Source organism: Aeromonas sp. MdU4 (assembly GCF_041929505.1).
Classification (GTDB): domain Bacteria; phylum Pseudomonadota; class Gammaproteobacteria; order Enterobacterales; family Aeromonadaceae; genus Aeromonas.
Genome location: NZ_JBHFMW010000016.1, coordinates 1 through 18,306, shown reverse-complemented (window position 1 = coordinate 18,306; position 18,306 = coordinate 1). Strand labels below are relative to the sequence as shown.

22 protein-coding genes are annotated in these 18,306 nt (G+C 59.0%); 10 read left to right on the top strand and 12 right to left on the bottom strand.

What is annotated here, in order from left to right; all coding sequences use genetic code 11:
• Positions 1–20: 20 nt before the first annotated feature.
• The 6 genes from ACE1BR_RS08555 to ACE1BR_RS08530 all read right to left on the bottom strand — a co-directional run bounded on the left by ACE1BR_RS08555 (position 21) and on the right by ACE1BR_RS08530 (position 4,875).
• Positions 21–1,460 carry an RNA polymerase factor sigma-54 gene (locus ACE1BR_RS08555; protein ID WP_374869350.1) on the bottom strand — a complete coding sequence of 480 codons (1,440 nt, stop codon included), beginning with the start codon at positions 1,458–1,460 and terminating at the stop codon, positions 21–23.
• 65 nt (positions 1,461–1,525) lie between these two features.
• Complete coding sequence (lptB, locus tag ACE1BR_RS08550) at positions 1,526–2,251, bottom strand: LPS export ABC transporter ATP-binding protein (RefSeq protein ID WP_374869348.1); 726 nt, start codon at positions 2,249–2,251, stop codon at positions 1,526–1,528.
• A gap of 3 nt (positions 2,252–2,254) precedes the next feature.
• The gene (gene lptA, locus ACE1BR_RS08545; protein ID WP_374869566.1) at positions 2,255–2,782 is read right to left on the bottom strand and encodes a lipopolysaccharide transport periplasmic protein LptA; all 528 of its coding nucleotides are present in this window, start codon (positions 2,780–2,782) and stop codon (positions 2,255–2,257) included.
• Entirely contained in the window at positions 2,769–3,329 is a 561-nt protein-coding gene (lptC, locus tag ACE1BR_RS08540; protein WP_374869346.1) for an LPS export ABC transporter periplasmic protein LptC, read from the bottom strand. Before lptC ends, lptA begins: the two co-directional genes overlap by 14 nt.
• On the bottom strand, positions 3,326–3,880 hold the full coding sequence (gene kdsC / locus ACE1BR_RS08535; protein ID WP_374869344.1) for a 3-deoxy-manno-octulosonate-8-phosphatase KdsC: 555 nt from the start codon (positions 3,878–3,880) through the stop codon (positions 3,326–3,328). The genes lptC and kdsC overlap by 4 nt, the downstream gene beginning before the upstream one ends.
• Positions 3,880–4,875: a KpsF/GutQ family sugar-phosphate isomerase gene (locus ACE1BR_RS08530; protein ID WP_374869342.1), complete on the bottom strand. Its 996-nt coding sequence runs from the start codon at positions 4,873–4,875 to the stop codon at positions 3,880–3,882. The genes kdsC and ACE1BR_RS08530 overlap by 1 nt, the downstream gene beginning before the upstream one ends.
• 207 nt (positions 4,876–5,082) lie before the next feature.
• Between ACE1BR_RS08530 and mlaF the strand changes: the two genes are divergently transcribed.
• The 7 genes from mlaF to murA are packed head-to-tail and all read left to right on the top strand — an operon-like array spanning position 5,083 to position 9,603.
• Positions 5,083–5,883 carry a phospholipid ABC transporter ATP-binding protein MlaF gene (gene mlaF / locus ACE1BR_RS08525; RefSeq protein WP_374869340.1) on the top strand — a complete coding sequence of 267 codons (801 nt, stop codon included), beginning with the start codon at positions 5,083–5,085 and terminating at the stop codon, positions 5,881–5,883.
• Positions 5,883–6,662, top strand: a complete 780-nt coding sequence (mlaE, locus tag ACE1BR_RS08520; RefSeq protein ID WP_374869338.1) for a lipid asymmetry maintenance ABC transporter permease subunit MlaE — start codon at positions 5,883–5,885, stop codon at positions 6,660–6,662. Before mlaF ends, mlaE begins: the two co-directional genes overlap by 1 nt.
• A gap of 7 nt (positions 6,663–6,669) precedes the next feature.
• On the top strand, positions 6,670–7,167 hold the full coding sequence (gene mlaD / locus ACE1BR_RS08515; RefSeq protein WP_374869336.1) for an outer membrane lipid asymmetry maintenance protein MlaD: 498 nt from the start codon (positions 6,670–6,672) through the stop codon (positions 7,165–7,167).
• A 2-nt stretch (positions 7,168–7,169) separates the two neighbouring features.
• Positions 7,170–7,802, top strand: coding sequence for an ABC transporter substrate-binding protein (locus ACE1BR_RS08510; protein WP_374869334.1), 633 nt, complete (start codon positions 7,170–7,172; stop codon positions 7,800–7,802).
• Positions 7,799–8,071: a lipid asymmetry maintenance protein MlaB gene (locus tag ACE1BR_RS08505; RefSeq protein ID WP_374869332.1), complete on the top strand. Its 273-nt coding sequence runs from the start codon at positions 7,799–7,801 to the stop codon at positions 8,069–8,071. Before ACE1BR_RS08510 ends, ACE1BR_RS08505 begins: the two co-directional genes overlap by 4 nt.
• On the top strand, positions 8,071–8,328 hold the full coding sequence (gene ibaG / locus ACE1BR_RS08500) for a BolA family iron metabolism protein IbaG (RefSeq protein ID WP_026456362.1): 258 nt from the start codon (positions 8,071–8,073) through the stop codon (positions 8,326–8,328). Before ACE1BR_RS08505 ends, ibaG begins: the two co-directional genes overlap by 1 nt.
• A gap of 18 nt (positions 8,329–8,346) precedes the next feature.
• Entirely contained in the window at positions 8,347–9,603 is a 1,257-nt protein-coding gene (murA, locus tag ACE1BR_RS08495) for a UDP-N-acetylglucosamine 1-carboxyvinyltransferase (protein WP_374869329.1), read from the top strand.
• A gap of 87 nt (positions 9,604–9,690) precedes the next feature.
• Here the strand turns inward: murA and pmbA are convergent, their stop codons facing one another.
• Positions 9,691–11,034, bottom strand: coding sequence for a metalloprotease PmbA (pmbA, locus tag ACE1BR_RS08490; RefSeq protein WP_374869327.1), 1,344 nt, complete (start codon positions 11,032–11,034; stop codon positions 9,691–9,693).
• A gap of 113 nt (positions 11,035–11,147) precedes the next feature.
• On the opposite strand from pmbA, the gene yjgA reads away from it, so the two are divergent.
• Complete coding sequence (yjgA, locus tag ACE1BR_RS08485; protein ID WP_374869325.1) at positions 11,148–11,672, top strand: ribosome biogenesis factor YjgA; 525 nt, start codon at positions 11,148–11,150, stop codon at positions 11,670–11,672.
• 393 nt (positions 11,673–12,065) lie between these two features.
• Complete coding sequence (locus ACE1BR_RS08480; protein ID WP_374869323.1) at positions 12,066–12,848, top strand: gamma-glutamyl-gamma-aminobutyrate hydrolase family protein; 783 nt, start codon at positions 12,066–12,068, stop codon at positions 12,846–12,848.
• A gap of 13 nt (positions 12,849–12,861) precedes the next feature.
• Here ACE1BR_RS08480 and ACE1BR_RS08475 read toward each other — a convergent pair whose 3' ends face one another.
• The gene (locus ACE1BR_RS08475) at positions 12,862–13,242 is read right to left on the bottom strand and encodes a hypothetical protein (RefSeq protein ID WP_374869564.1); all 381 of its coding nucleotides are present in this window, start codon (positions 13,240–13,242) and stop codon (positions 12,862–12,864) included.
• Between the two features lie 145 nt (positions 13,243–13,387).
• On the opposite strand from ACE1BR_RS08475, the gene ACE1BR_RS08470 reads away from it, so the two are divergent.
• The gene (locus tag ACE1BR_RS08470; protein WP_374869321.1) at positions 13,388–14,914 is read left to right on the top strand and encodes a cyclic nucleotide-binding domain-containing protein; all 1,527 of its coding nucleotides are present in this window, start codon (positions 13,388–13,390) and stop codon (positions 14,912–14,914) included.
• Between the two features lie 68 nt (positions 14,915–14,982).
• Here the strand turns inward: ACE1BR_RS08470 and ACE1BR_RS08465 are convergent, their stop codons facing one another.
• From ACE1BR_RS08465 to dapF, 4 genes are all read right to left on the bottom strand, one after another.
• Positions 14,983–15,693, bottom strand: coding sequence for an HAD-IA family hydrolase (locus tag ACE1BR_RS08465; RefSeq protein WP_374869319.1), 711 nt, complete (start codon positions 15,691–15,693; stop codon positions 14,983–14,985).
• Between the two features lie 32 nt (positions 15,694–15,725).
• Positions 15,726–16,703: a tyrosine recombinase XerC gene (gene xerC / locus ACE1BR_RS08460; protein WP_374869317.1), complete on the bottom strand. Its 978-nt coding sequence runs from the start codon at positions 16,701–16,703 to the stop codon at positions 15,726–15,728.
• Positions 16,696–17,376 (bottom strand): DUF484 family protein, encoded by a 681-nt coding sequence (locus ACE1BR_RS08455; protein WP_374869315.1) that lies wholly within the window; start codon positions 17,374–17,376, stop codon positions 16,696–16,698. The genes xerC and ACE1BR_RS08455 overlap by 8 nt, the downstream gene beginning before the upstream one ends.
• 92 nt (positions 17,377–17,468) lie before the next feature.
• Complete coding sequence (gene dapF / locus ACE1BR_RS08450) at positions 17,469–18,299, bottom strand: diaminopimelate epimerase (protein ID WP_374869562.1); 831 nt, start codon at positions 18,297–18,299, stop codon at positions 17,469–17,471.
• Positions 18,300–18,306: the final 7 nt, after the last annotated feature.

Sequence of the window (18,306 nt, the reverse complement as noted above, 5' to 3'; positions counted from 1 at the left end):
ACATCATCCTTTTGTTTTGCCTAAACCAGGCGTTTGCGCTGATTGGAAGGTGGGATAAACAAGGATTCGCGGTACTTAGCGATCGTGCGTCTCGCCACCATAATACCCTGTTCGGCCAGCAAATCCGCGATCTTGCTATCACTTAACGGCTTGACAGGATTTTCTGCCGTCACCAGCTTTTTGATGAGCGCGCGGATTGCGGTCGATGAGCACTCTCCTCCTCCTTCGGTGTTCACATGGCTGGAGAAAAAAAACTTCAGTTCGAAAATGCCCCGTGGGGTATGCATATATTTCTGGGTGGTCACCCGGGAAATGGTGGATTCATGCATCTCTACGGCTTCGGCGATATCGTTGAGCACCATGGGTTTCATCGCCTCTTCACCATACTCGAAAAAGCCCTGTTGCTGCTCGACAATGCAACTGGCTACTTTCAGCAGGGTGTCATTGCGACTCTCCAGGCTCTTGATAAACCACTTGGCTTCCTGCAAATGGGAGCGAATAAACTGGGTGTCGGTGCTACTGCGCGCATTGCGGGCCATCGCGGCATAGGCCTCGTTGACCCGAATGCGGGGGGCGGAATCGGGATTGAGTTCGACCACCCATTTATTGCCCTTTTTGACCACAGAGACATCCGGTATCACATACTGGGAGTCACTCTGGATAATGCCGTTACCGGGACGCGGCTCCAGCAACTGGATCAGATCGAGCACCTCCTTGAGGTCGCTCTCCTTGAGTTTGATCTTGCGAGCGAGGGTACGGTAATCGCGGTTGCCGAGCAGTTCCATGTGCTCGAGAATGACTTCCTTGGCCTCATTGAGCCAGGGAGTTTGCGGGTCGTACTGCTCCAGCTGGATCAGCAGGCACTCCTGTACCGAACGGGCGGCAATGCCAACCGGATCGAAATGCTGCACCCGCTTGAGGACTGCAGCCACTTCGTCCAACTCAACCTCCACCTCATCGCTACTGACAGCAGCCTGGATATCCTCCAGCGCAACAGTCAGATAACCGGATTCGTCGATGGCATCGATGATGGCGAGCGCAATAGCGGCATCCACATCACTGAATGGCGTTAGGCGCATCTGCCACAGCAGATAATCCTGCAGGTTTTCGGTGGTCTCCCCCTGATAGACGGTATCTTCCCCATCGTGGATAGGGCCCGCGCTCTGGGCGGTACCGGCTGAGTAGACTTCGTCCCAAGTGGTGTCTACCGGCAACTCGTCCGGCATCTGCTCCTGAGCCATGGCATCGCTGGAGTCCAGTTGGCTGGCATCGACCTGCGCCTCAGGGCTGGTCTCCAGCACTTCGCTCTCTTCCTGCTCCAGCAAAGGATTGTTTTCGAGCGCTTGCTGAATTTCCTGCTGAAGTTCCAGCGTGGAGAGCTGTAGCAGACGAATCGCTTGTTGTAATTGCGGCGTCATGGTCAGGGACTGACCGAGACGCAACTGTAATGTCGGCTTCATCTACGTCGGGATATCCTTGTGTTCAGCGAGGCACACGTCAAAGGAAATGAAGGCATGCCCCCTTACTATAGACTGAATTGATCGCCCAAATAGACGCGCTTGACCTGCTCATCGGCGAGGATGTCAGCCGGTGCACCTTCGGCAATCATCTTGCCGTGGCTGACGATATAGGCCTTCTCACATACGTCCAGAGTCTCTCTGACGTTGTGGTCGGTAATCAAGACACCGAGGCCCCTATCTTTCAGGTGCTGGATGATCTTCTTGATGTCTATCACAGAAATTGGGTCGACACCTGCAAATGGCTCGTCCAGCAGAATAAAACGTGGCTCGGCGGCCAGGGCGCGGGCGATCTCGACTCGCCGCCGCTCACCACCAGAGAGGCTCTGGCCCAGGTTGTCGCGAATGTGGGTGATATTGAACTCTTCCAGCAGCTGCTGGACCTTGTCCTCCCGCTCCTCACGACTCAATCCCTTGCGGGTTTGCATCACCCCCATCAGGTTGTCGAATACCGACAGGCGGCGGAAGATGGAGGCTTCCTGAGGCAGGTAACCGATACCGTTGCGGGCCCGCACGTGCATCGGTTGCAGGCTGATATCCTGATCATCAATGGTGATGAGACCGGCATCACGCTGTATCAGCCCCACAATCATGTAGAAAGAGGTGGTCTTGCCCGCACCGTTGGGGCCGAGCAGACCGACGATCTGGCCAGTGCCAACTTCCAGACTCACGTCACTCACCACCATGCGACGCTTGTAGCTCTTCTGCAGGCCCACTGCTTTTAACACTGCCATGGCTTATTTTCCCTGCTTCTTCTGGTCGGCGGGCTTATCGAAATTCTCTACCTGATCCGGCAGGAACACGGTTTTAACCCGCTGGTTCGGGCTCTTGCTCTCGGCAATCATCTTCTGTTTGACGATGTCATAGCGGATCAGGTCGCCATTAACCTGGCTATCTTCCTGCTTGAGCTGACCATTGCCAGTAATAATCACCAGACGGTTCTTCAACTCATAGCGAATGCTGTTGCCGTGAGCATTGACCGGCTTGCCGTTATCCAGGATCTGGAAGAAGGTGGCGGGCTTGCCATAAGCAGTCATCACCTCAGCCCCTTTCTCGCCGGAACGGGTCACCACGACTTTGTCAGCGTGGATCTTGATGGTGCCCTGAGTAATGATGACATCCTGCTCAAAGGTGATGCGGTTGTCCTGCATCTCGGCCACCTGCTTGACGGCATCGACATAGACCTTCTCGGTGAAGTCAGACTCTTTGGCACTCACCGCGCCGCACAGCAACAGGGCTGCGAGGGCCAGATTAGCGTTTTTCATTGAAATAGATGGCATGGCCTTGATCCAGTAACTCAAAATATTTGCGATCCAGATGGCCCTTCAGGCCAACCCCTTGGGTCTGGAAATCCCGACCCAGAATGTTCACTTGCCGGTTGCTGCGCACATCCTGCGTCACCAGATCCAGCTCCAGATAAGGCGTATCCAGCGTGGAGATGAAGGAATCGGGGAGCAGACCATCCAGATGCACCTTGTCCCGCAGGATCACGTTGTCATCGGTATTGAGCACACCGTTTTCGGCTGTCACCTTCCATTCGGCGTCACCCTGTTCATCAAACATGTAGACTACCGGCTGCTCGAAGGTTGCCTGCTCCAGAGTCTGGTAGTACTCGGCATAGCTCGATTCCAACCGCTCGGTGCGCTTGCCATTGATATCAAAACGGGTCGTCACCAGATCTCTGGCGACAAAATCGGGCTGATAGTGCTCGGTTTTAACCACAGTTTCCGGTACCAGCTCCACCTTGCCCAGTTGCCAGGCAACCAGAGCCACCAACAACAACAGCGCAAACAACAGGGTCTGTCTGCTCATACCGATGCCTCTGGCTGGTAGTCGCCATGTCCTTGCGCCTGCAGGATAAGATCGCACACCTCGCGTACCGCCCCGATACCACCACCTAGACGAGTCACCAGATCGGCACGACTCAGGACCAGCGGATGGGCATCGGCCACGGCGATACCGAGGCCACAGGCCTGCATCACCGGCAGATCGATGGTGTCATCACCCATATAAGCGGCCTGTTCCGGTGTCAGACCCAGCTTGGCCAGCAGCGCTTCGAAGTGGGGCAACTTTTTATCGGCCCCCTGTACCACGTGAGTCACACCCAGGCTCTTCATCCGATCACTGACGATGCGGGAGTTGCGCCCGGTAATGATGGCGATCTCGATCCCGGCATTGAGCAGGGCTCGCATGCCTGCACCATCGCGGGTACAGAAGGTTTTCAGCTCTTCGCCGTTGTTTCCCATGTAAATGAGGCCGTTGGAGAGCACCCCATCCACATCGCACACCAACAGGCGGATTTGCGCCGCCTTGTCATACTGGCTGCGCGTCACCGGACCATAGAGGGTCGGTACGTTTTGCATCAAATTACTCCGGCTTTCAGCAGGTCGTGCATGTTGAAGGCGCCGAGCGGGCGCTTGTCCCCATCCACCACCAGTAATCCGTTGATTTTCCTTGTTTCCATCAGCTTGACGGCTTCTGCTGCCATCATCTCTGGGCCTACGGTAACACAGTTGGCCGTCATCACACGGCTGATGGGGGTGTAATGAATATCGATCTGCTGGTCGAGAATGCGGCGCAGGTCGCCATCGGTAAAGAGCCCTGCCAGCAGACCGTGCTGGTCAACCACTGCGGTCATACCGAGCCCTTTACGGCTCACTTCCAGCAGTGCTTCGCTGATGGTGGCATCTATCCCCACCCGGGGCAACAGCTCGCCGCGGTGCATCAGGTCACCGACCCGCAGCAGCAGACGCTTGCCAAGGGAGCCGCCCGGATGAGAGAGCGCGAAATCGTCGGCGGTAAAGCCGCGCGCCTCCAGCAGGGCCACCGCCAGCGCATCGCCCATCACCAGAGTTGCGGTAGTGCTGGAGGTGGGCGCCAGACCCAGCGGGCAGGCCTCTTTCTCCACCTTGATGCACAAGTGCACGTTGGCCTCTTTGGCCATGGTGGAAGCCGGATTGCCAGTCATGCAGATGAGCGGAATACCGCGGCGCTTGAGCACCGGCAGCAGGGCCAGAATTTCATCGCTCTCGCCGGAGTTGGAGATGGCGATAATGAGGTCACCGCTGGAGACCATGCCCAGATCGCCGTGGCTCGCTTCCCCCGGGTGGAGGAAGAAGGCAGGAGTGCCGGTACTAGCCAGGGTTGCGGCAATCTTGCTGCCGATATGGCCCGACTTGCCCATCCCGGTGACCACTATCTTGCCACCACAGCACAGCACCATCTCGCACGCCTTGTCGAAGGCATCATTCAGGTACTGATAGAGACCATCAATGGCTTGCTTTTCTATGTCCAGCACCGCACGGGCACTGCGACGAAAATCGAACAGTTCAGACACTTTCTCAGGCTTTACAGACATAAAGACACAGCTCCGGGCCGAAATTAGCTGCGGGATTATAAAAAAGTCTGTCCGGATAAGCGAATCGGATGGTGAACCCCGCTACTGATGACGCACTTTGTTACAGAAAACTGTCGCGCCAAGAGGCTGACGGCCTGTTCAATAGTTGTTCCTTGCTGTTGCTTAGACCTAGACTAGCCCATAAAATTCGCACCTCATTTACACCGGATGGACAATTGTTTGAACAATGACCTGATCACCATCTCCGATCTGACCTTCAGTCACGGAGATCGGCTGCTGTATGACGGGATCAACCTGACCATTCCTCGTGGCAAGGTGACCGCCGTCATGGGCCCGAGCGGCATAGGTAAAACCACCCTGCTGCGGCTGATCGGTGGCCAGATCAAGCCGGAGTCCGGTCACATCCTGTTTGACGGGGAAGATATCCCCACCCTCTCCCGCAGTCGCCTCTACGAGGTGCGCAAGCGGATGAGCATGCTGTTCCAGAGCGGCGCCCTCTTTACCGGCATGACGGTCTACGACAACGTGGCCTTCCCGCTGCGGGAGCACTCCGGCCTGCCGGAAGAGCTGATCCACACCATCGTCATGATGAAGCTGCAGGCGGTGGGCTTGCGCGGCGCGGCGAAACTGATGCCCTCCGAGCTCTCCGGCGGCATGGCGCGCCGGGCAGCGCTAGCGCGGGCGATTGCGCTCGATCCCGACCTCATCATGTATGACGAGCCGTTCGTCGGCCAGGATCCCATCACCATGGCGGTGCTGGTCAAGCTGATCAAGGATCTGAACGATGCTCTCGGCATCACCTCCGTCATCGTCACCCATGACGTAAAAGAGGTGCTCAGCATCGCCGACTACGCCTACATCATCGCCAACCGCAAGGTGGTGGCGCACGGCACACCGGAGCAGCTGCGCGAAGAGCACAATCCCGAGGTCGAGCAGTTCCTCAAAGGTTTGCCCGACGGTCCTGTTCCGTTTCATTTTCCGGCAGGCGATCTGCTACAGGATCTCTGATGTTGATAAGTCAAATAAGCAAGCTGGGGCTGGTCGGAGTGCGGTTTATCAGTTCCGTCGGTCGCGCCACCATCATGTTGTTTCATGCACTGGCGGGCAAACCCGAGCCGCGCAAGCACTTCCCGCTGCTGATCCAGCAGTTGTATGTGGTGGGTGTGCAGTCGGTGGCCATTATTCTGGTCTCCGGTCTGTTCATCGGCATGGTGCTCTCGCTGCAGGGTTACAACGTACTGAAAGATTTTGGTGCCGAGCAGAGCCTGGGCCCGCTGGTCTCCCTCTCCCTGCTGCGGGAGCTGGGTCCGGTGGTCACGGCGCTGCTGTTTGCTGGCCGCGCCGGTTCGGCCCTGACAGCCGAAATTGGCCTGATGAAGGCAACCGAGCAGCTTTCAAGCCTCGAGATGATGGCTGTCGATCCGCTGCGTCGGGTGGTGGCGCCCCGCTTCTGGGCCGGGGTCATCAGCATGCCGCTGCTGGCCTTCATGTTCAGTCTGATCGGCATCTTCGGCGGCAAGCTGGTCGGGGTGGATTGGCTCGGGGTAGACGAAGGGGGCTTCTGGTCTGCCATGCAGTCCTCCGTCGACTGGGGGGAAGACATCATGCAGGGCGCCATCAAGAGCCTGATTTTCGCTCTGGTGATCACCTGGATTGCCCTCTTTAACGGCTATGATGCCAAGCCCACCTCGGCCGGGATCAGTCAGGCCACGACCCGCACAGTGGTCCACTCATCCCTCGCCGTACTCGGCCTGGATTTTATACTCACTGCAGTCATGTTTGGATAAGGTAACGATGAAGTTCAGCAAAGTAGAATTCCTGGTCGGCGCCTTCATGCTGGCCAGCATAGCTGCCGTTCTGGCGCTGGCACTGCAAGTGGCCGGTTTGAGCTTCAAACCGGAAGGAGAAACCTATACCCTGCGCGCGCATTTCGATAATATCGGCGGCCTGAAAGTTCGCTCGCCGGTCAAGGTCGGCGGTGTGGTGGTGGGTCGAGTCAGCGACATAGCTCTGGACCCGAAAACCCAGGTTCCCGAAGTCACCCTGTTGATGCAAAAGAGTGCCGGTGAGTTTGCCGATACCAGCACCCTCTCCATCCTCACTTCCGGTCTGCTCGGCGAGCAGTACGTCGGCCTGATGCCCGGTTTCAGCGATGAGGAGATGGGTACCGGCATGCTCAAGGAGGGCGACCTGATTGAAGACACCAAATCCGCTATCGTGCTGGAAGATCTGATTGGCAAGTTCCTGTATAGCCAATCGTCCGACAGCAAATCAGACAGCAAGAAGGAGTAACCATGTTCAAGAAGATTGCCCTGCTGCTGGGCTTGATGACCAGCATGTTCTTTTCCCTGTCTGCCCAGGCAGCGGTCGATGCGACCGACCCCTATGCGCTGGTAGACCAGGCCGCCAAACAGACCTTTGCCCGCCTGAAAGCCGACCATGCGCAGGTGAAGAGCAACCCGGATCACCTGCGGGTGATCATCCGCGAAGAGCTGCTGCCCTACGTGGACAACCGCTTCGCCGCCTACAAGGTGCTGGGTAACCAGATCAAGCAGACCAACGAGGCACAGCGCAATGCCTTCGTCGATGTGTTCACCGAGTACATGGTGAGCTCCTACGCCGATGCGCTGGCCCACTTCGACAAGCAGACAGTCAAGGTCGAGCCAGGCAAGGCTCCCGATGGCAACATCACTGCCGTCAGCGTCAGCGTGAAAGAGGCGGGCAAGCCGGACATCTTCCTCGAGTTCAAACTGCGCAAGAACAACAAGACCGGCGAGTGGAAAGCCTTCGATATGGTGGCCGAGGGGATCAGCCTGCTCTCCGCCAAGCAGAGCGAACTGGGCGGACTCATTCGCCAGAATGGCATCGATGCGGTGATCGCCCAACTGCGTGAACACAACGCCAAGCCGCTGGTGCTCAAGAAATGACCCTCTGCGGTGAGCTGCAGGCGCCACAGGTCAATGACCTGTGGCTACGCCGTACCGAGTGGTGGCAAAATGACCGACTCGAACTCGACGGCGTCACCACCCTTGACTCCGCCGGACTGGCGCTGCTGGTCAAATGGGCGAAAGCCGTATTAGCGCGAGGCGCCACACCGCAACTGGTGGGCGCCTCCAGTGATTTCTATACCCTGGCCAACCTTTACGGGGTGGCCGATTTGTTTCAGTCAACCCCGCTCACAACTGAGGACGCATAATGCAAGTCTCTGAAATTGAAGCGATACTCCTCGAGGCTCTGCCATTGTCCGAAGTCCATGTCAAAGGAGATGGCAGTCACTACCAAGTGATCGCCGTCGGTGACATGTTTGACGGCATGAGCCGGGTCAAGAAGCAGCAGGCTATCTATGCCCCGCTGATGGACAAGATCGCCAGCAACGCCATTCACGCCCTCTCCATCAAGGCTTTCACCGAAGCCGAGTGGAAGCGCGAACGTAAATTCCTACTGCCCTCCTGATTTGGTAACGAAGTAAAAATGGACAAATTCAAAATCGATGGTCGTTGTACTCTTAACGGCGAAGTGACCATCTCCGGCGCCAAAAACGCTGCCCTGCCGATCCTGTTCGCGACCCTGCTGTGTGATGAAGAGGTACACCTCTCCAACGTGCCACGCCTGAAAGATGTGGGCACCACCATCAAGCTGCTGGAGATGCTGGGCGCGACCACCAAGGTCAACGGCAATGTGACCGTGCTGACCGGTGCGGTGAACAACCACGTTGCACCCTACGAGTTGGTGAAGACCATGCGCGCCTCCATTCTGGCGCTCGGCCCGCTGGCCGCCCGTTTCGGTGCTGCTGACGTCTCCCTGCCCGGCGGTTGTGCCATCGGTGCCCGTCCGGTCAACCTGCACGTCCACGGCCTGGAGCTGATGGGCGCCAAGATCACCATCGAAGATGGTTACATCAAGGCCCGTGTCGATGGCCGCCTGAAAGGCGCCCACATCCTGATGGACATGGTCTCCGTCACCGGTACCGAAAACCTGATGATGGCTGCTACCCTGGCTGATGGCCGTACCGTGATCGAAAACGCCGCGCGCGAACCGGAAGTGGTCGATCTGGCCAACTTCCTCAATGCACTCGGAGCTAACATTCAGGGCGCGGGCACCGACACCCTGACCATCGACGGTGTCGAGCGTCTGCACGGCGGCAACTACAGCGTGCAGCCTGACCGTATCGAAACCGGTACCTTCCTGGTGGGCGCCGCGGTCACCGGCGGCAAGATCACCTGCCGCAAGACCGACCCGACCCTGCTGGAAGCAGTACTGGTCAAGCTGGAAGAGGCTGGCGCTCTGATTGAGAAGGGTGACGACTGGATCACCCTCGACATGACTGGCCGCACCCTCAAGCCGGTCACCATCAAGACAGCCCCCTACCCGGCCTTCCCGACCGACATGCAGGCCCAGTTCACCGTGCTGAATGCCGTCGCCAAAGGCACCGGCATGGTCACCGAGACCATCTTCGAGAACCGCTTCATGCACGTTCCCGAGCTGGTACGGATGGGCGCAGACATCGAACTGCAAGGCAATGTGGCCATCTGCCGCGACACCGAGCAGCTCAAGGGTGCCCAGGTAATGGCGACCGACCTGCGCGCCTCCGCCAGTCTGGTGCTGGCTGGCTTCGTGGCCGAAGGCTCCACCATCGTCGACCGTATCTATCACATCGACCGTGGCTACGAAGACATCGAGCACAAACTGCAGGGTCTGGGTGGCCGCATCGAGCGCATCAAGGGCTGATAGCCCCCTGATCGCTGGCCGATAAAAAGGCCCCCTCGCGTTGGCGAGGGGGCCTTTTTCATGGCTTCAGTTCCCTTAAGAGAGGGATCAGTGCCCCGCCAGCTTCATATTCTCCACCAGCACCGAGCCGGTCTTGAGGCTGGAGCGCTCATCCTCGTCACTGCCCACCGCCACGATATGGCTGAACATCTCGGCCAGATTGCCGGCGATGGTGATCTCCTCGACCGGATAGGCGATCTCGCCATTTTCGACCCAGAAACCGGCTGCACCGCGGGAGTAGTCGCCATTGACGATATTGACCCCCTGCCCCATCAGCTCGGTCACCAGCAGGCCGGTCCCCATCTCGTTGAGCATGCCCTGAAAATCCTGACCGGTACTGGAGACCTGCCAGTTGTGGATGCCACCGGCATGACCCGTGGTGGTCAGCCCCAGCTTGCGAGCAGAGTAGGAGGTAAGCAGCCAGCTCATCAGCTCGCCGTTACGGATAATGTCCATATCGCGAGTCCGCACCCCTTCCCCATCAAACGGGGTACTGGCGAGACCGCCCAGCAGGTGGGGAAACTCCTGAATGGTGAGCCACTCGGGCAGGATCTGCTTGCCCAACTTATCGAGCAGGAAGCTCGACTTGCGATAGAGGTTGCCACCGCTGATCGCCATCACCAGATGGCCCCACAGGCCGGAGGCGGTATCGGGGTGGAACAGCACCGGCGCATGACGGGTCGAGATCTTGCGGGCGCCGAGGCGGGAAACGGTACGCTCAACGGCTTCGTCGGCGATGCGCTGCGGGCTCCAGAGCCCGTCGAGAGTACGGCTGGAGGAGTAGCCGTAATCCCGCTGCATATCGCCATCCTGCTCACCAATCAGCACGCAGCTCAGAGAGTTGCGCGATGCCGCATAGCCTTTGACGAAACCGTGGCTGTTGCCATAGACCTTGATACCGAGGTGGCTGGAGAAACCGGCCCCGTCTGAGTGTTTGATCCGGGCATCACGGCCGAGCGCCAGCCGCTCGCACTCGATAGCCAGCTCGATACCACGCTGGGGATCCAGCTCGACCTGGTGACACAGTTGCAGATCGGGGGCATCCCAGGCCAGCAGCTCGGCATCTGCCAGACCGGCGCAATCGTCGGCCGAGGTGTGGCGAGCAATCTCGATGGCCGCTTCGACGGCAGCACGAATGGCGGATTTGCTCAAATCGGTAGTAGAAGATGACCCCTTGCAACCATCGCGATAGACGGCGATGCCGAGGGCTCCATCTTTATTGAATTCAATGCTTTCCAGTTCACAACCCCGGGTGTTCACCGACAGCCCGGTCTGCTTGCTGATGGAGACTTCGGCCAGCGAGGCGCCCAGTCCCTTGGCTATCTCCAGGGCCTCGGCAACCACGGCCTCGAGATGGGCTTGATCCTGGCGGATTTGGTCTTGCTGATCCATAACTCACATCTGTATGAAAGAAGGAAAGGGGGTAAGCATATCAGACCCCTGCGCCCAGCGGGAGAAGCTGGTAACATATCCACCAAACGTGAATGACAGGAATCAAGAGACCGATGAGTCAATATCAAGACGACAACGAGTTCGAAGACTGGGGCCCCAGCAAGAGCCAGCTGAAGCGCGATGCCGAAGCACTGCAAAAAATGGGCGATGATCTGGTCAACCTTAGCCATAGCGAACTGGAAAAAGTTCCGATGGACGAAGAGCTGGCTGAGGCGATCGAACTGGGCCGCAAGCTCAAGCCGAAGAAAGACGAATCCTACCGTCGCCATCTGCAGTTCATCGGCCGCCTGATGCGCAGCCGCGACCCGGAGCCGATCGTCGAAGCCCTGTCGATCTTCAAGAATCGTCACTCCACCGTAAATGCCCGCCTGCACCGTCTGGAGCAGTGGCGTGAGCGCCTGATCACCGAAGGTGACAGCGCCCTCAACGAGCTGATGTCCCAGTTCCACGAGCTGGATCGCCAGAAGCTGCGCCAGTTGATCCGCAATGCCAACAAGGAGCGGGAGCTGAACAAACCCCCCGTTGCCTTCCGCGAGATTTACCAGTATCTGCGCGGCGAGATTGAAGATCTGCTGTGATCCCCGATGCACGCCTCCCTTGCGGAGGCGTGCTTCCATTGATGCCTTTACCCCGCCCCATTCCCCGCCATCCCTGTGCGTTTAATATATCCACCACTCTGCCACCCAAACCATGAGTGACCATCTGCTACTTCCCGTTAAATCGCCACTTCAGAGCAGAGCCAAACATATCAATTAACAATCATGCATCATTTCGTTTGACATATTGAACGGCCTTGGCAGACTGAGACAAGGATCCAGGCTGTTGCTGTCGAGGCTGACTGACGATTCTAGCCCCACACGATACCGGTTCCCGTGACCATGCCTTGAGGCATGCCCTTGCCCAACCGGCTTGCAAGGGTCTACCCAAGGCGCAGGATGCGAATTCAACGCCAAGGATAACTCAGGTGCCCTATGTCAACGCCTTCACTCCCCTCCAACCGTAAACCCGTCGTCTTGATGACCATGGGCGCCCAGCCCCGCAACGGTCACGCCTATCAGGTGATGACCCATAAATACATCATGCCACTGGTAGAACTAAGCCAATGTATTCCGCTGCTGGTACCCACCTGCTGCGGCACCGCCGATCTGGAACAGTATCTGGATCTGGCGGATGGCGTTTATCTGAGCGGAGCAGGCTCCAACATAGATCCGGCGCTCTACGGGCAAGAGAACCTCACCCCGGAGAAACAGCAGGACCGGGACCGCGATCTGTTCGATCTGCCGCTCATCAAGGGCGCGCTGGCGCGCGGACTACCGATCCTCGGGATCTGCCGTGGCATGCAGGAGATCAACGTGGCACTGGGAGGAGACATTCATCAGAAGGTCTATAGCGAGCCGGGCTATGACGATCATCGGGAAGATTCGGACGATCCGGTGGACGACCAGTATGGTGAGAGCCACCAGATCAATCTGGTCTCCGGCAGCTGGTTTGCCGATCTCATCGGCGAAGAGCGGATTGCCGTCAACTCATTGCACGGACAGGGGATCAAAACGCTGGGAAGTGGGCTGGAACCACTGGCCCACGCCGAAGATGGTCTTATCGAGGCGATCCATGCCCCCGTTATATCTCCCTTCCTGCTGGCGGTGCAGTGGCACCCTGAGTGGAAAGCAAACGAGAACCCTTACTCCATCAAGATTTTCCAGGCGTTTGGCGAGGCCTGCCGCCAACGCCGTGCGCTGACGGCAAACAGCTAACCCTGCAACAGGGTCAGTCGCCAAAACCTCGCGCCTTGAGCTTGGGTAGCCCGCCCCGCTCGGGGCGCAGAGTGCGGCAGATATCCATCCCCTTGAGCCCACGCTGGATATGATCAGGGGATTGGCCAAACACCATGCCGTTGCTGCGGTAGAGGTTGTTGTCATCCAACTCGAACTTCTCGCCGCCGATCAACAACTGCTCACGACCATTGACCTTGTCACCGCGCTTGATGGGCACTTTCATGTCGCTCAATACCTCGCCGGTGGCACACCCCTCGCGCCAGCTCGCTTCGCTGGAGAAGGGGGTAATGGCGATCTCGCGCCAGGAGCCATCCCTGAACTCCACCCGATAGCGATCCACCAGCAGGTCGCAGCCAACCAACGGCATGAGCATAATCAAGCAGATGATTTTCTTTGATAATTGCACCGGTTCCCTCCCTGAAACTATTGAGAACAGCATAAATAAAATGGCACATCTGCGCACCATTTCTCTGCCATGGAACAGCTATGCTGGAGGTAAACAGTGCCAAGGAGTTGCTATGTTTGGCGATAATCTCACTGCGCTACCCACCCTGCTCTGGATCGGTGAGCATCCATTCTGGACTCTGCTCACGGTCATGCTCATGCTGATCCACTTCTGGCGTCGGCCCGGCCAACGACGGGAGCTGCTCTCCGAGCTCGGCTTCGTGATGATGAGCATAGTGGTCATCGTCCTGATCCAGCTGGAAGGAGGCTGGTTCAAGCTCCCGCTCCCCCACCATTTGCTGGTGGAGATCTCCACCCTGCTGGCCGGTCTGGTACTGGTGAAAATCTGGGGGATCCTGCTGTTCGAATTCCTGCTCCCCCTCTGTCATGTCAGGATCCCGCGGATCATCGCCGACATCGTCATCACCATCGGCTATATCAGCTGGGGACTGTTTCGCCTCTACGCCTCCGGTATGGCGCTGGGAGAGATTGTTACTACCTCGGCGGTGATCACCGCGGTCATCGCCTTTGCCATGCAGGACACCCTCGGCAACCTGCTGGCCGGGGTCTCGATCCAGCTCGACAGCTCCATCGCTATCGGTGACTGGCTGCAGGTGGACACCACCCAGGGACGCGTCGTCGAGATCAACTGGCGCGCCACCACCATTGAGACCCGCAACTGGGAGACCGTTGTCATCCCCAACAGCCACCTGCTCAAACAGCGCTTCACCGTGCTCGGCCGTCGCCGTGGCGAACCGCTCCAGTGGCGACGCTGGGTTTGGTTCGATCTGACGCTGGATACCCTGCCCACCCAGATAATCGCGCTGATCGAGAAGTCCCTGCGGGAGACCAAGCTCCCCTGCGTCGCCAAACATCCACAACCGGACTGCCTGCTGATGAACGTCGAAGGGGGAATCGCCCGCTATGCGGTACGCTACTGGCTCACCGATCTGGCTCGTGACGACCCGACCGACTCCATGGTACGCAGCCTTATCGATGCCGCACTGCGTCGCAACGATCGGCGTCTCACGCCGCCGATCTTCAACGTCTTTATGGCCAAAGAGAAGCAACACCTGGATGCTCGCCACAAACGCCATACCGCCGAGCGTACCGACACGTTGCGCAAGCTGCCGCTGTTTGCCATGTTGCAGGAGAACGAGTTGCTGCAGCTGGCCGATCAGGTGAAGTTCGCCCCCTTCGTTAGCGGCGACGTTATGTTGGAGCAGGGAGAGGTTTCAAGCTGGCTGTTCGTGCTGGTCAAAGGGGAAGCCGAGATGGTGGTCAACGTCGAGGGACGGGATCTTAAACTGGGCACCCTCGGGGCTGGCGACTTCTTTGGCGAGCTGAGCCTGCTCACCGGCGAGCCCAGCACCTTCACCGTGCGGGCGGTGGCCACGGTCGAGACCTACCGCATCAATCAGGCAATGTTTCAGGAGCTGGTTGCCCAGCGTGAGTCGCTGGTCGAGCCACTTTATCGGGTGCTGAGCGACCGTCAGCAGGAGCAGCAGGCGCTGCTGGAGCGGGAGGCGGAGTCCATGAAACATCCGCCGCATCAGCTTGATCTGCTCGACAAGCTGATGAAGCTGTTTGGCGGCAGATAAACCAGGATGGCGGGGTTGTCGTACAACCTCGCCATCCGTCTCTCATACCCTCACGGGCACATGGGCTATCAAAGCAGCAGCTCGGCCAGCTCCCCCAAGGCGTTCAACTCCACATCCGGCAGCTGTTGCAGCTGTTGCCACGGCAGTTGCCGTTCGTTGAGCCAGGCGGCGCGAAAACCGTGCAAGCGGGCACCCAATACATCAGTCTCGGGATGATCCCCGACATGGAGGATCCGCTCCGCTGGCAGCTTGAGGGCGCTGCGAGTCTGCTCAAACATATCCGGCGCCGGTTTCATTCTGGCGCCCGCCCCCGCCTTGCAGACCAGCGTGAAGTAGCGATCCAGCCCTGCCTGCGCCAGATCCAGATTGCCGTTGGTGATGACCACCAGCGGGTAGCGTTCGGCCAGTCTGACCAGCAGCTGATGAGTGGACTCGCTCACCTCGATCTTCGAGCGCTCTGCCAGAAAAGCGGCAAATACCTGCTCCGCCTCGCGACTGGCCTGCTGGTCGGCCATCCCCCCCGCGACCATGGCGGCGCGGATGGTCTGCTGGCGCGCCAGACTGACATCGTGGCGCAGCTCGGGAGCGCCGTTCAGCACACTGCGCTTGAGTTCCAGCCAGCGCGGCTGGTCGAGCATGGCAGTGGCCAGATATTCGCTGCGCAGATGGCTCAGCATCCACTGCTCGGCGCGCACGATGGCGGGGCCGTTATCATAGAGGGTGTCATCGAGGTCAAACGAGATGGCAGCAACCGGCTGCCAGCGGCGATAGAAGTGCATGGACTCTCCTCTGCAACGGGGCTCAGGGCCCGTTATTCATCGTCCTGCGCATCCGGGTCACGCTTGGCCCTTGGGTGGGCGCTGTCGTAAACCTTGGCCAGATGCTGAAAGTCGAGGTGGGTATAGATCTGGGTGGTGGAGAGGTCGGCGTGTCCCAGCAGCTCCTGCACCGCCCGCAGATCGCCGGAGGACTCCAGCATATGGGTGGCGAAGCTGTGGCGCAGCTTGTGGGGATGGACGTGGGCGTTGAGCGCCTGTTTGTTGCCCCAGCCATCGAGGCGGGCCTGCACCGAGCGGGCCGACAGCCGCTGCTTGCGACTGGAGACAAACAGTGCCTCGCTCTCGTCCCCGGCCAGCAACGGGCGCACCTTGAGCCACTTCTGCAGCCACTCGACCGCCATCCGGCCGATGGGCAGCACCCGCTCCCGCGAGCCCTTGCCGGTCACCTTGAGCTGACGATCGTCGAGCTTCAGATCCACCAGATTAATCCCCACCAGCTCGGCAAGACGCAGCCCGGACGAGTACATCAGCTCCATGATGGCGCGATCCCGCACAGCCAACGGATCCTGCTCGTCGGTGATGTTGAGCAGCTGATACATCTCGTCCACATCGAGGTTTTTCGGCAGCGGTCGCCCCTGTTTGGGGGTAACGATGCCACGGGCCGGATTGGCGGTGAGCCGCCCCTGCCGTACCTGCCAGTCGCAAAAACTGCGCAGGGCAGAGACCTTGGTGGCAAGGGATCGAGGAGCAAGGCCCGCTTTGTGCATCCGGGTCACCAGAGTACGCACCTGACTCGCCTCGAGCTGGCCCCAGTCGACCAGACCCAACGTCACCAGCTCGGCGGTCATCGCCTCCAGATGGGCTTGATAGTTATTGCGGGTATGAGGGCTGAGCTGACGCTCGACCCTCAGGTATTCGATAAAGGCGGCCAGCTCGCCCGCCAGTGCCGCGGGCAGTGGCGGCTCGACAGCGGGAGCCTTGGCGGGCACCCTGGCCGGTGTTCTAGCCATGAGTCAGCTCGGGCAGACGCAACTGTAGCAGACGGCCCAGCTGACCCAGCAGCAGGGTGTCATTGTGGGGGGTGAAATGGCCAGGATCCGAGCTGGCGAAGGCCAGCACGCCGAGATCGCCGAGCCGCATCAGGGCGACCGAATTGACCAGCACGTCGTGGCCAAACAGCGCCTGCTTCTCACTCTGGTTCAGGCGGCCAAAGTAGTAATCCTGCCCAGGTAGACGCTGACCCAGCAAGGATTCGAGCTGCTTGCCCTGCGCCAGAAAACGCTGCTCCGGCCCGCTCAGGGCGAATTTTTTCGGATTGAGCCAGAGCCGCAACCCGGTCAGGCGCAGCCGCTGAACGAAGGCTTTGCCCATCACGGCACTCACCTCGAACAGGGTCTGACAACCGTACAGCTCGCCATAAAGATCGGCATAAACCCGGAAGATCCGCTCGTTTTCGCTGGCGATCCCCATCAATTCGGTGATCTCCTGCTCCAGCTGTTCGATCCGCTCGCGCTGACGCTCCAGCTGGCGTTCAACCAGCGAGACCGACCCTTTGCGTTCATGGGGAATACGGATCCTGTCCAGCACGGCGGCATGGCGTTGGAAAAACTCGGGATAACGGGCCAGGTACTCCAGCACAGTGGCTTCATCCACCGCTTGCTCCTGCCGTTTGAGTTCGCTCATAAATTGGTTGATCCATCAGAGAAATGGGGCTCGCTGCCCCGACATCATGGGCAAAGGGGGCCTGCGCCCCCCATACCTGCACCTTTATCCGGCTAAACCTCTATCTGTCCGTCAAACACATGCTCGGCGGGACCTGTCATATAGACCGGCTGACCCGGCCCCTTCCAGGCGATGGTCAGCTTGCCACCCGGCAGAGTGACGGTGACTCGCTCCTTGAGCTTGCCCTGACTGATACCAATCACCGCTGCCGCACAGGCACCGGTGCCGCAGGCCAGGGTCTCGCCCACCCCGCGCTCGAACACCCGCAGCTTGAGTTCGGAGGCATTGATCATCTCGGCAAAGCCGACGTTGACCCGCTCGGGAAAACGCTCGTGACGCTCCATGATGGCACCCAGCGTCTCGACCGGCGCATCGGCGACCGAAGGCACCTCGATCACACAGTGAGGGTTACCCATGGAGACGACACCGCACATCACGGTATGTTCCTGCGCCCGCAGCAGATAGGTTTTTTCTGCCTTCTGGGCCCGGAACGGGATCTTGCCCGGCTCGAACTGGGGCACCCCCATGTTGACCGTGACCTGATTCTCCCCTTCCAGCTGCAGCACGATGCGGCCGCGGGCGGTGCTGACCGCGATGCGATCCCGGTTGATCAGCCCCTTGAGGCGCACGAAACGGGCAAAACAGCGGGCGCCGTTGCCACACTGCTCCACCTCGCTGCCATCGGCATTGAAGATGCGATAGTGAAAGTCGAGTTCAGGGTCATAGGGGGGCTCTACCAGCAACAGCTGGTCAAAACCGATCCCGAAGTGGCGATCTGCCAACTTCTTGATGACGTCATTGCTGAAAAATACCTTCTGGGTGACGCCATCCACCACCATGAAGTCATTGCCCAAGCCATGCATCTTGGAAAAATCTATCAACATCGTGCAT

Coding starts and splice junctions, on each gene's coding strand:
- ACE1BR_RS08555 (WP_374869350.1), bottom strand. CDS start 1,460: ATGAAGCCGACATTACAGTTGCGTCTCGGTCAGTCCCTGACCATGACG.
- lptB (WP_374869348.1), bottom strand. CDS start 2,251: ATGGCAGTGTTAAAAGCAGTGGGCCTGCAGAAGAGCTACAAGCGTCGC.
- lptA (WP_374869566.1), bottom strand. CDS start 2,782: ATGAAAAACGCTAATCTGGCCCTCGCAGCCCTGTTGCTGTGCGGCGCG.
- lptC (WP_374869346.1), bottom strand. CDS start 3,329: ATGAGCAGACAGACCCTGTTGTTTGCGCTGTTGTTGTTGGTGGCTCTG.
- kdsC (WP_374869344.1), bottom strand. CDS start 3,880: ATGCAAAACGTACCGACCCTCTATGGTCCGGTGACGCGCAGCCAGTAT.
- ACE1BR_RS08530 (WP_374869342.1), bottom strand. CDS start 4,875: ATGTCTGTAAAGCCTGAGAAAGTGTCTGAACTGTTCGATTTTCGTCGC.
- mlaF (WP_374869340.1), top strand. CDS start 5,083: ATGGACAATTGTTTGAACAATGACCTGATCACCATCTCCGATCTGACC.
- mlaE (WP_374869338.1), top strand. CDS start 5,883: ATGTTGATAAGTCAAATAAGCAAGCTGGGGCTGGTCGGAGTGCGGTTT.
- mlaD (WP_374869336.1), top strand. CDS start 6,670: ATGAAGTTCAGCAAAGTAGAATTCCTGGTCGGCGCCTTCATGCTGGCC.
- ACE1BR_RS08510 (WP_374869334.1), top strand. CDS start 7,170: ATGTTCAAGAAGATTGCCCTGCTGCTGGGCTTGATGACCAGCATGTTC.
- ACE1BR_RS08505 (WP_374869332.1), top strand. CDS start 7,799: ATGACCCTCTGCGGTGAGCTGCAGGCGCCACAGGTCAATGACCTGTGG.
- ibaG (WP_026456362.1), top strand. CDS start 8,071: ATGCAAGTCTCTGAAATTGAAGCGATACTCCTCGAGGCTCTGCCATTG.
- murA (WP_374869329.1), top strand. CDS start 8,347: ATGGACAAATTCAAAATCGATGGTCGTTGTACTCTTAACGGCGAAGTG.
- pmbA (WP_374869327.1), bottom strand. CDS start 11,034: ATGGATCAGCAAGACCAAATCCGCCAGGATCAAGCCCATCTCGAGGCC.
- yjgA (WP_374869325.1), top strand. CDS start 11,148: ATGAGTCAATATCAAGACGACAACGAGTTCGAAGACTGGGGCCCCAGC.
- ACE1BR_RS08480 (WP_374869323.1), top strand. CDS start 12,066: ATGTCAACGCCTTCACTCCCCTCCAACCGTAAACCCGTCGTCTTGATG.
- ACE1BR_RS08475 (WP_374869564.1), bottom strand. CDS start 13,242: ATGCTCATGCCGTTGGTTGGCTGCGACCTGCTGGTGGATCGCTATCGG.
- ACE1BR_RS08470 (WP_374869321.1), top strand. CDS start 13,388: ATGTTTGGCGATAATCTCACTGCGCTACCCACCCTGCTCTGGATCGGT.
- ACE1BR_RS08465 (WP_374869319.1), bottom strand. CDS start 15,693: ATGCACTTCTATCGCCGCTGGCAGCCGGTTGCTGCCATCTCGTTTGAC.
- xerC (WP_374869317.1), bottom strand. CDS start 16,703: ATGGCTAGAACACCGGCCAGGGTGCCCGCCAAGGCTCCCGCTGTCGAG.
- ACE1BR_RS08455 (WP_374869315.1), bottom strand. CDS start 17,376: ATGAGCGAACTCAAACGGCAGGAGCAAGCGGTGGATGAAGCCACTGTG.
- dapF (WP_374869562.1), bottom strand. CDS start 18,299: ATGTTGATAGATTTTTCCAAGATGCATGGCTTGGGCAATGACTTCATG.